Origin of the sequence: Reichenbachiella sp. MSK19-1, from assembly GCF_003590315.1 — a bacterium.
In the GTDB taxonomy this organism is placed as follows: Bacteria; Bacteroidota; Bacteroidia; order Cytophagales; family Cyclobacteriaceae; genus Reichenbachiella; species Reichenbachiella agariperforans.
Genome location: NZ_MIER01000002.1, coordinates 871,106 through 887,239, shown reverse-complemented (window position 1 = coordinate 887,239; position 16,134 = coordinate 871,106). Strand labels below are relative to the sequence as shown.

At 44.5% G+C, this 16,134-nt stretch carries 9 protein-coding genes; all 9 read right to left on the bottom strand.

Annotated features, from left to right (window positions below):
* Nucleotides 1-87: 87 nt before the first annotated feature.
* A complete protein-coding gene (locus tag BGP76_RS03825; RefSeq protein WP_119843657.1) occupies nucleotides 88-1,851 on the bottom strand; it encodes a glycoside hydrolase family 43 protein in 1,764 nt (587 codons plus the stop codon).
* 33 nt (nucleotides 1,852-1,884) lie between these two features.
* Entirely contained in the window at nucleotides 1,885-2,706 is an 822-nt protein-coding gene (locus BGP76_RS03820; RefSeq protein ID WP_119844321.1) for a sialate O-acetylesterase, read from the bottom strand.
* Between the two features lie 8 nt (nucleotides 2,707-2,714).
* Nucleotides 2,715-4,271 (bottom strand): glycoside hydrolase 43 family protein, encoded by a 1,557-nt coding sequence (locus BGP76_RS03815; protein ID WP_119843656.1) that lies wholly within the window; start codon nucleotides 4,269-4,271, stop codon nucleotides 2,715-2,717.
* Nucleotides 4,268-6,736: a glycoside hydrolase N-terminal domain-containing protein gene (locus BGP76_RS03810; RefSeq protein WP_119843655.1), complete on the bottom strand. Its 2,469-nt coding sequence runs from the start codon at nucleotides 6,734-6,736 to the stop codon at nucleotides 4,268-4,270. Before BGP76_RS03810 ends, BGP76_RS03815 begins: the two co-directional genes overlap by 4 nt.
* Before the next feature lie 15 nt (nucleotides 6,737-6,751).
* Nucleotides 6,752-8,086 carry a family 43 glycosylhydrolase gene (locus BGP76_RS03805; RefSeq protein WP_119843654.1) on the bottom strand — a complete coding sequence of 445 codons (1,335 nt, stop codon included), beginning with the start codon at nucleotides 8,084-8,086 and terminating at the stop codon, nucleotides 6,752-6,754.
* A gap of 14 nt (nucleotides 8,087-8,100) precedes the next feature.
* Nucleotides 8,101-9,318: an endo-1,4-beta-xylanase gene (locus BGP76_RS03800; RefSeq protein ID WP_084190306.1), complete on the bottom strand. Its 1,218-nt coding sequence runs from the start codon at nucleotides 9,316-9,318 to the stop codon at nucleotides 8,101-8,103.
* Nucleotides 9,319-9,441: 123 nt separating this feature from the next.
* Nucleotides 9,442-11,385 (bottom strand): RICIN domain-containing protein, encoded by a 1,944-nt coding sequence (locus BGP76_RS03795; protein WP_119843653.1) that lies wholly within the window; start codon nucleotides 11,383-11,385, stop codon nucleotides 9,442-9,444.
* Nucleotides 11,386-11,612: 227 nt separating this feature from the next.
* Complete coding sequence (locus tag BGP76_RS03790) at nucleotides 11,613-13,523, bottom strand: alpha/beta hydrolase-fold protein (RefSeq protein WP_119843652.1); 1,911 nt, start codon at nucleotides 13,521-13,523, stop codon at nucleotides 11,613-11,615.
* Between the two features lie 23 nt (nucleotides 13,524-13,546).
* Nucleotides 13,547-15,931: a cellulase family glycosylhydrolase gene (locus BGP76_RS03785; protein ID WP_158584034.1), complete on the bottom strand. Its 2,385-nt coding sequence runs from the start codon at nucleotides 15,929-15,931 to the stop codon at nucleotides 13,547-13,549.
* Between the last annotated feature and the right edge of the window lie 203 nt (nucleotides 15,932-16,134).

Sequence of the window (16,134 nt, the reverse complement as noted above, 5' to 3'; positions counted from 1 at the left end):
GTTTTAATCAATGCAGATTAACGAACAAAGGAGGGTCACGAACATAAGTCCAGAACCCTCCAATTTTTTCAGGTTGAGAACTACCGATTAGGGCAGAGTAGTGTTGCCTGATGTGGCATACAAACCAATCATGGCACCTGTAAATCCACCAGCTACATTGGTAGACAGTATATCTCCAGAGACTGCTGCACCCAGGTCTTGAAAATCTTCACCATCCAGCGCATAACTGAATGTATAATCGTCTCCTTCAGCACTTACCTTGAGTTGTATCGATTTTTTCAAATCAATACTCGTACTGGCAATAACCTTAGAGCTAGTCTCACGATCTCTCCTTCTGCCTTTGGTCTCTGTACGCTCCAAAACCAGCATATAATTTCCACCTTTTTTGGTCACACCAAATACATAATTCGAGCCTTCATTTTGGTAACAAGTAAGTCCAGCCAAATCCTTCTCTGACTGAGGCTTGTACTTCATCTCTGTTGTAAAAGTGAAAGCCTTGTGCATTTGTCTGTGAAACAAGGTTGATGTAGGCTTGAGCTCTTTGATGTTGGTATCAAATGGATCAATGGACAGACCTTTTTTTCCTGTAGAAATAAATTCCTCTCTCGGACCTCTCAATCCAATCCATCTGTAGTCCAGTTGATCAGAAGTAAAATCTTCGGTATAAGTAAAATTTCCATTAGGGAAAAAACCATCCTTTCCTGTTTTGTTCTCTACTCCGGCAGGCATAGCCAATGTAGGTTCCATTGGCACCAAACCATTCTCGAATACCGGGAACGTACCAGACCAGTCTACAGGTAGGATGAAAGTCTCACGCCCCGTATTTACCCGGCCTTCTTCATTGGGACGAATACCCAAGAATACGCCATAATATTTCCCATCAGGCCCTAATACCAAATCGGCATGCCCCGCCCAATCCACGTTGTTTTTTCTGTCCTTTGGGAAATGTCTTTGCGTCAAGATCGGGTTACTAGGAGCTGGCACGTATGGACCTTTGGGGCTATCGCTAATAAATACTACTTCGCTATGCCAGTCTCCTGTACCACCTTCTGCGCACATCAAGTAGTACTTCCCGTTTTTCTTGTAAATGTGCGGTGCTTCGATCCAGATGGGTTTCTTGGCCAAATCAACACCACCATTGACGATGATTTGATCCGTGCCTTTGATGATCTGGTCCTTTTCCACATCGTATTCCCAAACCTTGATCACACGATGACCACCGTAGAGTTCCTTCCCTGGATCAGGAGCATCATTGTGCACGACATAAGCCTTGCCATCATCATCGAAGAAAATCGAAGGATCGATCCCCGCAAAATCCAGCTTGTAGGGGTCGCTCCATCCCTCTTTCGGATCTTTGGTTTTCACGACGAAATTCCCCAAAGTACCTGGCAGTTTTGTACTCCCTGCAAATGCAGTGGTGATCATATAAAACGTATCGTTATTTTCATTGTAAGTGATCCCAGGTGCGTATACCCCCATACTGATACCAGTATCATGAACATCTAACTGCGATGTACGATCCAACACATGCCCCAACTGAGTCCAGTTGACCAAATCATTGGAATGAAAAATCGGTACTCCGGGAAACATCGCAAAGGATGAAACCACCATGTAATAATCATCTCCCTTTCTGGTAATCGCCGGGTCAGGGTAGCAGCCCTGCAAAATAGGATTATAAAACTCACCAGATTCCAATGGATTTTCATTGTAAACCTTGTCATTCCCTACATATTCTACTTTAGAAAACACCGGGCTGGCTAGTTTGCCTTGTTTGTCTCCTGTTCCACCCATGGCTGTCATGGAGCATAGCACCAGACAAGCCGCCAATATTCTAACTTTCACTTGATTCATCTATTTATTAATTTTTGTATTCAATAATTTATTTCAGTCTAGTAACAAGAGCATTTGATACGCATACCGCCTGCCCAGTTTTCGATACCCTTCTGCCGAAAAATGAAGGCCATCCTCTACTGCCTCACAGTCTTCGGAAGAAATAATGTGTGCATTTGGGATCAACTCTGGCAGAGTACCAACGATGGCGTTCATGCTCGCGCATTTACCTCCTTGCTCTGCACTTACCATTTCGCCAGCCAATAGTGGTGTTTCTTTTGGATCCAGGTTCAGCTCCGATAGTAGGTTGTCATAAACGTCCCTCACCTTGCCAGGCCAACTTTTATCCCCAGTATTGGATTCTCCCTGATGAAGCAAAATGCCTTTGATCACCCCGTCTTTTTGGGCCAGTTGAGCCATCTCGACCAATCGACCGTAGGGGTTGTTGTCATATTCTTTGGCCATATTCTTGAGCCAATCCGGCGACTCAGCAATGTAACTGCTGTAGTTTTCCTTGTCGAAAAACTCAATTTTGCAACCACCCACTGAGACATTGATCACCCCAACTTTGATGCTATCCGGAAGGTTTTTGATCAAAGTACGTCCGAAATAATCCGTAGGGGTCAAGCCCGTTTTGCAGCGGCACAGTGGCGATCGGGCAGGGTACCATTCTCCCATGGTTCGACCGAATTCCGGACAATCCACCGCTGACATCACCTGAAACCTCTCGTTGACAAGGGTATCCTGGGCTTCATACCTTGCATGACCTTCCATGTTGGACTGACCAAATGCCAGAAAGATGTAGAAGTTTGGATCTTGAGCAGCCAAAAATCCGCTATTGAACAGCATCAAGATCAAAACCCATTTTGTTTTCATTATTATTTTCATTTGTCTATCTGATCTGAGATTTGGAAATAATCGAAGTTGACTACCCCTCCTTTTTCTTTAGTCGCATAATTGAACAACCCGAATCGGTAGCCCATAAAATGCGGTAGGGTGTAGGCCATTTTCAAAGTCCCTCCTATTGGCTTCCAGTTTTTCCCATCCAAACTGTAGAAAAACTGCGCTTCGTCTTTTCTGTCGCGAAAGTTGGCAATCGCCTTTAGATACACTTGATCCTGATCGAGTTTCACTCGTTCTTTCTCTTCCGGCAACTCACCGAATACACCTTCCATCACCAGGTACTTTTGTCCCTTTTCGTATTTGACGCCTACCCAACCGTATTTTTTCTGTAGAAAGATAAGTCCGCTGCGATCCCCTTCCTTCATTTTGGACACATCGATAGCCGTACTACCCGTACAAACAGGGCCAATGGTCCGCTGCGTTAATATGTTGCGGGAATTCAATATATCCTGATCAACACGACCTGTGGTCAAGCTTAGGTATCCCTTCTTTCCATTGATCTTCCAATTGTCATTGTCCGGATTGTGGTTCCATTGCCAAACCAATGGCAGATCTGCTTCTCCTTTCTTTCGCTTGAAGTCATCAGAAGCTACTATACCGGGGATCAAACTCTTATTTGCTGGCAAGTCCAATTCCATAGGAACCTTGCCGTTTTCTCCCAATACTGGCCAGCCTTCTTTCCACTCGACTGGTACCAAATAAGGAATACGCCCTACGGCTCCATTGTCCCTAAATAAGAATGAAAACCATCGTCCATCTGGTGTATCAATCAAACCTCCCTGAGCCACTCCTTTGTCTTGGAGTGCAACCCTTCCTTCCCATGGATCCGTGATTTTATCAGCTCTATGAATGATAACGGTTCTCACACCTCCTTTGGGCCAGGCAATGTTGAAGAGGTAATATTTGCCATCGACCTTAAAAAGCTGCGATCCTTCAGCAGGGAGCATGATCGGATCTTTGATCGGTGCATGTGCATTTTCAATCAGAACTCTTTCCGTGCCCGGCACCACACCGCTTAGATCAGGTTTGATTTCTGCTATCTTCAATTCCCCTCCTCCCCAAATTAGATACATCTTACCATCATCGTCGATAAAGAAGGAATTGTCATGCAAAGAAGGTTTGAACGAATGCCGCCTCCATGGCTCATTATCAATATCTGAAGTCGAAAAAATGAAGGTTTTGCCAGCAGTGGCTGAAAAAGTAGATAGGTAATAAAGTCCATCTACATGTCGCAAACAACTGGCCCATGAGCCTCTTCCATACATATTCTCTCCATTTTCGAGATTGGTAGCATCTATGTCCGCCAGTGTATCGTAGGCGTAGCTAACGAGTTCCCAATTGACCAGGTCCGTTGATTTCATGATAGGTACACCAGGACTCATATGCATGGTAGTACTACTCATGTAATACGTTTCTCCCACTCGTATCATAGATACATCAGGCACATCGGCATGTATCAAAGGATTTATTGCTCGATCTTGGGCACCGACAAGAGACGTAATAAACAAGAGAATGAGAACAAGTCTTATAGATTTCATTTAGCTGCTTTTAAATTGTAGGTTTTACCTGGCTCAGTTGTCAGGTCGTATTCATATATCTTCTTCAATTCCAAACCTTTAAAGTTGGCCTCCTTAGCAATCAAAGGTTTTTTGATATTAGGTTGCTGGTAAAAAGGGTTGCTGTTCTTACCTGTCGCTTCTTCTAGTCCATCCCCAACGAGCGGATAATAAGATCTAACTCGGCAGCCCCCTCCCAATTGAGAAGTAATTTTAACTTCTTTCGCTAAACTGCTTTCCCACTTGATATCCACTTCAAAACCACCTCTAGCTCTTAAACCTCTTACTTCACCTTGACTCCAATCGTCTGGTAAGGCTGGCAAAACATGCAAAGCACCGTCATGACTCTGCAATAGCATCTCTGCTATCCCTGCGGTACAACCAAAATTGCCATCGATCTGAAATGGTGGATGTGCATCGAAGAGATTAGGGTAAGTTCCTCCTTGCTCGCCCTGGGCTTGTACCGATGGTCTCAATTGATCTTTGATGAGTTTCATCGCATGGTTTCCATCCAAAAGACGAGCCCATAAATTCACTTTCCAGCCCATCGACCAACCCGTCGATTCATCTCCTCTGGCTACCAGTGAAGTCCTCGCTGCGTCAAAGAGTTTAGGAGTCTTATAGGGTGAAATCTGGTTAGATGGGTATAAACCATATAAATGAGACACATGACGGTGATGATCTTCTGGATTGTCCCAGTCATACATCCATTCTTGTAGCTGTCCCCATTTCCCTATTTGCATCGGGGGCAGCTCCTCAAGCCTCTTGTTCAACTCAACAACCAATGCCTTGTCTGTGCCTAAAATATCGGCTGCCTGCGCCGTGCGGCTAAACAAATCAAATATCAACTGGTTGTCCATGGTGGTGCCTGCTGATACCGATGCTCTATGATCTGAATAGGGAGCGTTTTCCGGAGATATTGATGGCACGATGACTTGCCACCCCTTGTCCGGGTCTTTGACCATAAAGTCCAGATAGAAAAGGCAAGCCTCTCTCACCACCGGATAGACAGACGTTAAGAAAGCTCTGTCACCCGAATAATCGTACTTGTCGAACAAATGCTGTGACAACCAGGCACCTCCCATCGGCCACATACCCCAAAATGCTCCATCAACAGGACCCGTTATCCGCCAAATATCCGTATTGTGATGAGCTACCCAACCTCTGGCTCCATACATGTCTTGGGCCGTCTTCCTTCCGGTGTAGGACAAATCCTTCACCATCTCCACCAAAGGTTCATTCAAGGTCGGGAGATTGGTGATTTCAGAAGGCCAATAGTTCATCTCCGTATTGATATTGATCGTGTACTTGCTGTCCCATGCTGGCTTTAGTTGGTCGTTCCAGATCCCTTGCAGATTAGCTGGCTGACCACCAGGTCTGGAGGAGGAGATCAATAAATATCGCCCAAACTGGAAATAAAGGGCAGCAAGCTGTGGGTCATTTCCACTGGAAAAATCGACGATTCTTTGATCTGTAGTATTGTATGCAGAATCCGTATTGCCCAAATCCAATGTTACCCGACGAAATAGCTTCTGATAGTCAGCAATATGATCTAGCAATAATTGGTCAAAGCCTTTTTCAACTGCGGCTTGCAGAGATTTCGCCGCTTTTTCTGAAGCATCTCCATTTAGGTCATCGTAGCGTTCAAAGTTGGAAGCTATGGATATGTAAATGGTGGCCGCATTGGCCTTTTCCACTTCGATTTTTTGATGATCAGTCTTTACCGTGCCTCCATCTGCTTCGATTTGTATTTGGAGCTCAAAATTCACTTGTCCTTGAACACCCTCATGGTCACTGCCACGGGCAGAAAGTACAAGACCATTGCTACCCAATGTTGACACATCAAACTCCCCGGGTCGATCCAGATTGGCCGAAAAACTCAACTCGTCAGCTTGGTTCGCCGATAACTGTACTGCCATCACCTGATCAGGATAGGACGAAAAGACCTGAGTTTGATACCCAATTCCATTTTTGGTGTATCTCGTTGTTGTGATTGCCCTATCCAAATCAAGTTCGCGGTAGTAGTTCTGATAAGCTTCATCATCGCCAAAATCCAACCTTAAATTACCGGCAGTCTGATAGGGCATTCCATTTTCCCCACTAAAGAAAGTTTGATTAATGAGCTGCTGGGCTTCTTCGTATTGCTCTTCGAATATAAGCTCACGTACACGATTCAAAGATTCCTTTGCCGCGGGATTACCATTGCGGTGGGGGCCTCCTGCATAGATGGTATTTTCATTGAGCTGGATCAATTCCTGCCCGGGTCGTCCATAAACCATTGCCCCTAAGCGACCATTGCCCACAGGCAAGGCTTCTACCCAGCGCTCTGCAGGCTCGTCATACCACAGCTTCAATTCAACTGTATCCTGACTTTGTCGATCCGCACAAGACAAAAACCCAAAAATACTGGTCAAAAAAATGACCAGTAAAGAGATACCATTTCTCATATTTCAACTGTTTTGTTATTCAAAGCGAACCCAATCCACTTTCAAGTCCCCTTTTTTCAAAACCAACTTCAAATTTTGCAATCCGGAGGTTGTTGTTTCTAATCCTTCTTCGACTTGCTGCCAATCACCATCACCAGAAACTTTGACAATAGCCAATAGCGCATCTGAAGTGGTTCTAATTTCTAAAACAGCACCCTTGCTGCTATGTGCTTTGATCTGAACAGCCTTCAGTGTTTTCGAAAAATCGACACTGTTGTACTGCACCCAAGCCCCTTTACCAGACAAGTTCAAATACCAACCCTGAAAAGTATCCGTGGAATCGTTGAAGCTGGTACTGGCATCCTCACTTTTGCTAGAATACCTATCGATCTGTATTTTATCACTAGCTATAGTATTGCCAATACCTCTAAGAGTAGGCGTTACTTTTCTGATCTTTCCATCAGGTTCAAAAAACAAGCTATCCGCCATGATTGAACGGCTCTTGTCAAATTGGGGTGAAAGTTCATTGTGATGGTAGAACAGCAAGTACTGTCCTTTGTAATTGATGATAGAATGATGATTGGTCCAGCAACCTGTAGGCGACTCATCCATGATCACGCCCTGCACGGTAAATGGTCCCAAGGGAGAATCACCCGTCGCATATTCCAAACGCTCCGTTTTATTCTCCACATGCGGATAAGTCAAGTAGTAGGTTCCGTTTTTCTTGATCATATAAGGCCCTTCTTTGTGTCCCTTTTGAGGAAGGTCTCCCAAAACAGTAGGTTCAGCTGCCAGCTCCAGCATGTTTTCCTTGAGCGGGGCACCATAGATTTGGCTTCTCGACCAGTAGAGATAGGCCTGACCGTCATCGTCTATGAACACATTCGGGTCTATTCCTTTGATACCTTCAATCGGTTTTTTTTCTGGAGCATAAGGGCCCTCTGGTGAATCGGCTACCGCCACACCTACTGTAAAACCACCCTCACCTTCAGCCGCATCCTTTTTCTTTGTGGGGAAGTAAAAGTAATATTTACCATTTCGCTCGATGCAATCGGGAGCCCACATGCTATAGCCTTTAGGATCAGCCCAGGCTACATTCTCCTGACTTACGATCATGCCATGATCTGTCCAATTGGTCAGGTCAGCAGATGAAAACACATGATAGTCTTCCATACAAAACCAACCTACACGCCCCTTGCCCTCTTCGGCCAGAATATCATGGGATGGAAACACATATACCTTATCACCAAACACACGTGCAGAAGGATCAGCGGTAAACTGATCCTGTATCAATGGGTTTTGAGCATTCAACTGCCCCAGTAGCAACATAGCCATTGCACCGAGAATACACCTCCCTCTCTTCACTTTCATATTTTTCTTTTCTATTATTTCTGATATAAGTCAATGATCTCTTGTACTACAGCTTTGGGTTGGTTTTCTCTATCAAAGAGCAAAGGGTAATCGGTACGTCCTTTGATTGGCCAATTGTTTTTCCATGAATGGTCGTCGGTCACCCCCCACAGTGTTACTCGGTCTATTTTGTCTTCATGCTTCAAAAACAGCTTGTACAGGTCCAGGTATCGCTGGTCGAATTTCTTCTGTACTTTTTTTGGCAAACCGTCCGGATATGGATTCATTCTTTCCTCATAGCTGACATTGGTCGAAACATCCGCACCCATATCACCCCACGGCGATGGAAGAACAGTTATGTCCAGTTCTGTGATACTCACCTTCAATCCCAATTCTGAAAAAGCCAAAATACTCTTCTCAAATTCATCTAATGAGGGATAATCCAGCCCCAAGTGCCCCTGCATGCCAATGCCATGAATCGGAATCCCTGCTTCTTGTAAACTCTTGACCATGGCCACTACCCCAGCTCTGCGGCCCGGGTTACTCATGGAATAGTCATTGTAGTAGAGCTCAGCCTCAGGGTCTGCCTCGTGGGCAAACTGGAAGGCCAGTTTGATAAAGTCTTCTCCAATGATTTTGTAGAATTTACTCTCGCGCCAAGACCCGTCATCTTCTATCGCTTCGTTGACCACATCCCAGGTATCAATACGACCTTTGTATCGACCAACCACTGTATAGATATGATCTCTCATTCGACGAATCATTTCTTCTCTGGACACTTGATTGCCATCATCATCAGTAAAAAACCATTTGGGTGCCTGCGAATGCCAAACCAAGGTATGCCCTGTAATGAACATGTCATTTTGCTCTCCAAAATCCACGAAGGCATCTGCCCAATTGAAGTTAAACTCTCCCTTTTTGCGCTGAAGCCAGCCGCTTTTCATCGTATTGCCGGATACAATAGCATTGAAATGTTCTGTAATAATATTTTGAATAGTGGTGTCATTACCTACTATCGTCTGAGGGACATTGAGCGCTGCGCCCGTATAAAATTTGTCCCCGATCCCGTCCTTGAAAGATGTGATTTTTTGTGCTTGGGAAAAAAAAGGTATTAAAATGAATAGTAGTGCAGAATAACTCAAAGTAGTTATTCGATTATAGTCTAGGGTCAAAAGATGCCTTAAAACTGGATTTGCACTATATCTTGATACATTATTTTGCTTCTCAGCAAGAGTAAATTTATTTGATGTCATTCCATAATCAGTTTACGTCTATCTAAGTGAAAGACCTTTTTCGACTTAAATACCCCTTCGGATATAAGAAAGTTTAAAAGGGGCAAATGCATGCCCCTTTCATTTGTATTTTCGATCAGAGAATTATTGAACCACAATACGCTGTGAATCTTCAAACCCTTGACCACTCACCTTTAAGATATAGATCCCCTTAGGCAAGTTAGTCTGCAACTGATGCGTCATGGCTCCTGCCAGCCTTTCTACCAGTATTTGTTTGCCATCGATGCTGAAGATTTTCAGATCAAAATCCTCCTCTGTACCTAATGAGATATTCAGATTACCGTTGATGGTCGGATTAGGATACACCGACAGAGATTTCTGAAGTGATTCCGTCTGCTGATCAATGCGACGAGCGCTCGATCCCAGATAGTTGAATTTGAAGAGCTGACATCCTGTACCGTAGTGATCCCAAAGCTGCATAGACTCTGATCCGTCCATCACACAGTTCGGCACATCCCAGCCTTTGTTATTATCGATAGAGGATAGGATACGATAGTAGCCGTTACCTGCATCTTGTACCGTCCAGGCCTGGGCTGTGTTGCCATAGTTGTCCCATAGTCGGATATCGGTACCATTAGAGGTAGATGCACTCGCCAGGTCTACACATCTATCAGAGCTACTCGCCGCAGATATGAATCTCCAATTGCCGTTGCCTGCATCGATGGCAATCCACTGCTGGGCAATCGCACCATTACGTCCAAAAGGTCTCAGCACTGCTCCATTCGAATCATCACCATATTGCAGGTCCAATACCAAGTTAGCATCGTTAGAAAATTCGATTTCATAGATACCATTATTGACCAACGCCACTGGATTTGGATTAGGGTTGGAACAAGACTGTGGCAGCATATAATTATTCTCACCAAACTCCCTGAACCAATGCTTCACAGGAGCTGCACAGGCCTGCCAATCTCCTCCATAGGCAGTTGCTCCATTGGGATCACCGTGATCCAGCAGGTTGTCCGGTGCCAGTACATTCCAAGACACGTTCCCGGAATTGTAGAGGATATTATTAAGATTGGCTCCAAAGCCATTGCCTCCGGCTGTTCCAGTAGTCGCGGTCCCAAAGGTTCCATAGCCTGCAGGTGCCCAATCAGTCTCTGTCACTATAATAGGTGCAATATCTGCGATAGGCTTTACATTGGTATCCCAACCAGCCTGGAAATCGGAGTAATTGCGCACACCTCCCCAGTACCCTGGATAAATGTGTACAGCATAGCCGATGTCTCCTCCAGTAATCGGATAGTTAACATAGCCCTGATAGTGTGACTGCCAACCTGTACCAGGAATCCAAAGCATATTGTTAGCTCCATTGTTTCGGATCAGATTCACGATGGGCTGAAAGAAATTTTTTAAAGCAGCAAAATGCTCATTGCCCGTAGATCCCCAGTTGCCATTCGTTCCTAAAATCTGAACTGGCTCATTCGCCAATTCGAACATCACATGATCTGCATTCTTCAAAGCCGGGTGCTGAGACAAATAGGTCCACACCTGGATTAGGTAATTGTGATAGGCATCCCCTACCGCAATATGCTCAGGGCAAACCCCAGGAGGCCGTAGTACCACGTACAAGCCTCTCTGCGCCGCATGATTAATCAGAGGTACGATCACCTGATCGGTGTAGGTCACCAAACGATTGAAATCGAATCGCGAGATGTCGTTCTCTGGAATTGGTGATCCGGGCGTATTGGTCCAATAGGGATCAATATGCAAACGGATATAATTCAAGTACCACCCGTCGGAGGTATCTGTCAAACGATCCATCACTGCATTGTTGTAATTCAGACAACCCTGTACATCATAGTTGTCCCAAGTGCAGTACTGAGAAGTAGAGCCATACTGGCATCCATTGAACCAAGGGCTGGGTGTAATAGCGACCCCATGAAGGCTTACATTATTCCCACAATTGTCGACAAGATTTCTTCCATCCACATGAAGTGGTGGCAAAGGCATTCCGGGCCAGGCCTTCAAAGCCGAAGGCAATAACCCGATCATTAAAATGAATAGTAATAGTCTTACATTTTTCATAGCATATAAATATTTGTTAGTTACATATTGATTTAGTTTTTGACAATAGAATGGTATTAACAGCCATTTGCCTGTCACATTCTAGGTTAGAACCAATCAACCTTCCAAACACATGAGCAATGAAATACCTCAAGTAAGCAAGCGAACCAAATAGTTCAACTAGTTAACCAAGAATTTCAATACTACTCCAACTTCCATATGACCTTCAATAAATACGGTCAACCTAGTCAAAACAGTAATTGCATAAAACGGTATAAATTATCTCTCCAAACAGGCCAGGTATGTCCCCCTGGGTATTCGTAGTATTTGTACTGTATTCCGATCTGATCAAATTCTTTCATCATCACCTGACAATTGTCATAAGCGATGTCTTCTTGACCGCCCATGGCAATCCAGAAGTTCTTCAGATTGCCATTGATTTGATCACTATTTTCTTTCATGAATTCATATTGCGAATTGGCCAATTCCTCCTGCATGCCCTGAATCCATCCTGAGCTAAAAACGCCCAGGCTAGAGAAAAAATCCGTGTTCTGAACACCGCTATAAAGCGTATGGATACCGCCCATAGACAAGCCTGCCATGGCGCGTCCCTCAGTATCGGGTACTGCTCGAAATTCTTCCTCCACCAAAGGAACGATCACTTGCTTCAATTCTGCTTCGAATTGTTTCAATGCAGCTTCGTCAAAATCTCTGCCCGGCATATTGGCATCCGGCATCACTACCAACATCGGTTTGGCTTTTCCTTCAGCGATCAGGTTGTCGAGGATCAAATCTGTCTTGCCTTGCATGGCCCATCCTCGCTCGTCTTCACCACCCCCGTGCAGAATATAGAGAACAGGGTAATCTTCCTCTGACTCATCATATCCCGAAGGGGTATAAACATACATTTCCCTCCAGCTCCTGGTCACGGGAGAGAAATACTTCTTCCTGCGGATTTCTCCATGAGGCACATCCTTCAAAGCATAATAGTCTCCTCCAGCAAATGGAACTTCTATCCCACTAGCCATCCTACCCATACCATAGAAGGTCTCGCTAGCAGGGTCTGCAACAGCTACTCCGTCAATCAAAAGCGAGTAATAATGAAAGCCCGGCCCGATAGAGTCAGTCGTCACTGACCAAAACCCCTCTTCGTCCTTGATCATATCATATTTTTTTCCCAAATCGATTTGAACATTCTTGGCATCAGACGCCTTTGTTTTAAATATCACTCTATGATCCGGCAATACTTGTGGGTAAGTATTCGACCCAATGTTGGTTTCGGCAGGCATTCCCAAAACACTGTATCGATTGAACTTACTTTTATCTAACGGTTTGAATAATAACTGAGAAAACTTGTAAAGGTCATTTTTCCAAACCTTAAAATCATGTCCGCCTGGCTCGATATAAAAAATATGAGGAACCTTGTGTCTGTTTAGATAGTCACTCGTACGCTTGCTGAAAGGCATCAAACCATCGGTATCTCCACATGAGATCCATAGTAGATTCAAACTTTTGGCTTTCTCTGGTTCTGGCAACAGCTCTGAGGGTGCTTTGGTGTTTGGGGCAGAAGAAAAGCCTCCAACCCATGCAAATTGATCTATGTTTCCCAATCCAAAATTGAGTGATTGTCCACCACCCATGGACAGACCTGCCACTGCGCGGTGTTCCCGATCCTTGTAGACTTTATAATTCTTATGAACATAGGGGATCAGATCATTGAGCAAATCTTTTTCGAAGGTAGAAAAGGCTTGTACCTTCAGGCTATCGAAAACATTACCCACTGCACGATCATCCTTCATCGCACGACCATTGGGCAATATCACGATCATTGGTTCCAGTTTCCCTTCTGCATAGAGATTGTCTAGAATGATTTGTGGCGTACCATTCTTGTACCATTCCCATTCGTCTCCACCGATTCCATGCAACAGATAGAGTACTGGGTATTTTTTCTTCTTAGAATAGCCAGGAGGTGTATAAACCAAAGCCCTGCGTGTATTCCCAACAGTCTTGGATTCGTAAGTGATCGTATCAATATCACCATGTGAAATATCAGCTTGATACTGATCAAATTCTTCTGGTGCCAGATTTTCATAGTTTTGGGCATGGATCAACATGTAGCTGAAACAAACGCTCAATACGGTCAGTGTTAGTTTTTTCATAATCCGTGTTAGTTTAAATCTTATTATCTCACTATTAGTTTTTGGGTTTGCATTCCCTCAGATGTTGCTAGTTTCAGGATGTAAACTCCTGCTTTCAGGTTCAATACATCTTTCCATTTTCGAGTTGACATATCTGTTCGAATGTACACTTCTTGTCCATTCATATTGAGCACAGTGACAGAGGCTATGCCCACCTCACTTGTAATGAGAAGCTCCGTACCTGATGTAATTGGGTTAGGATATATATTCAAACTATTCATCCCTTGCTCAGCATCCAAGACATACTCCTCCGGGTCATAATCCTTGATATAGTGTAATCGAAATTGTTGACACAATTCTCCGCTGTATTCAGTCAACTGAACGGGACTATCGCCACTCATGTCACAGTTTTCTACATCTACCCCTCTATATTCTTCTATTGCGGCTTTGGAAATAATCTGATGATACCCATTACCCAGATCCACCACTTTCCAATAAGAAGTAGGAGCATCGGCATCCTCCCCTAGAGTCATATGACTACCGGCCTCAATGCTGCCACCCTCCAAGGCCAAAGGTCTGCCAGAATAGCTAGACAGAGGGATAAACTGCCAGTACTCATCTGTACTAATCACACGCCAACGTTGGTTATCTGCGGCTTTTCTGCTCTCGGGATATACCTTGTATGTACCGTTTTCCTGTTTTACACTCAGCACTTTTAGCGCATTGGACCTAAATTCAATTTCATAGATTTCATCACTATAATCAGTAGGTATGTAGGGATAGAAAGTTTCCTTTAAATTCAATCGGAATGTTTGGCAAGCCCCATCTACGAACTCTTGAACCTGCAAAGCCCTAGAACCATCCAAATTACAATCTTCTACTCCCCAGCTCTCCGTACCATCAGACAGAGCTGCTGCTTTGGTTCTGAACTGTACCAGTCCATCTCCCAGATCAGTTAGCTCCCATAGCGCATGATCACCTCCCCCCTCACCGAGGACCAAAGCTGTACCCACGCTCGTCTCAGCACCTTGCAATACGATCACTCTATCTGATTCACTGGACATAGAGACAAAACTCCAATACCCCTCTTCGTCTATCTGAGCTCGCCAGCGTTGACTGTTACTATTGTTTCTTTGGGCAGGAACAAGAGCGGCACCATTCGCATCCTGACCATTCGCCAACTCGACTACTTGAGAAGCATCAGCCCCTAGCTCGATTTCATATACGGCATCATGGTAGCGATCACAGCGATCAGGCTCTTCTGCGGCATACTCTTGAAACCAATTGTAGACAGGTAGAGCACAAGCCTCCGGATCCTCATTATACGCGATCCCTCTGTCTACATAGCCACTATCAATCAAGTTTTCTGGGGACAGTAGATTCCAGCTTACATTGCCCGATTCATCTGCCAGTGCTTTGAAGTTGGCACCAAAGCCCCATTCTCCAGCGGTTCCCGTCACACCGCCTTTGCCCCAGACGGGATATTCTTCCGGAGCCCAATCAATCTCGGTAATGGCAATGGGGGCAAAATCTGCCACAGGCTTAATGTTTTCATTCCAGTTGTCTCTAAAAATAGTTGGGTCATTGTTGTCCTGTCCCCAATAGCCCGGGTAGATGTGTACGGCATAGGCGATGTTGTCACCTTCTATCGGGTTGTTGGCAAAGCCCTTGTAGTGCGACTGGTAGCCTGAACCAGGAATCCAAAGGACATTATTGGCACCTTTCTCTCTGACCATATCCACTATTGGCTGAAAGAACAACTTGAGTGCATCGAAATGTGACTGGGTGTTGCTACCATATTCTCCATTGGTACCTTTGATGTGAACTGGCTCGTTGGCCAATTCGAACATGACATTGTCTGCATTACGTAGATCAGGATGGTCTGCCAAATGTCTCCATACCGTTTTGAGGTAATCATGATATGCATCCCCTACAGCTATTTCATGTGGGCATACGCCGGGTGGACGTAAGATGACGTACATACCTCGGGATTGGGCATGTTGGATCAGGGGTACGATGACATTGTCCACTGACGAAACAAAGCGATCAAAATCAAAGGCAGAAATATCATTTTCACCCTCTGTAGCTTGGCCAGGTGTATTGCTCCAATAGGGATCAATATGCAGACGCACATAGTTGAGATGCCACCCTTCCTCCGCGTTGGTAAATTTATCCATCACTGCGGTATTGTAATCCAGACATCCTTGGACATCATAATTTTCCCAACGACAGTCTCCCTGGGCGCACCCGTTGAACCAGGGACTGGGAGTCATGGCTACACCATGTAGCAAAACCTGATTGCCGCACGGGTCTTGTAGGTAGCGGCCATTCACCTGAAGTGGTGGAGTCGCATCATCTGGCATGGCTATGATCCTAAACCCATATCCACATAAAATGAATATAAAAATAACAACTAAACGATAATACATATTGGAAGATTTAAACCTGCATATTGTACACAGCATTTACACGCATGATCTAATTAGCAACACAGATGAAATAGTCATTGAATCCTTTTGAATACCTCAAATCATATCAAACAAAATCAGATTTCGTAAATAACGGTTTTTATACTGTGATTTTTTTGATTAATAAAATCAACCCACAAACTGCATACACTAATCAGTAGATA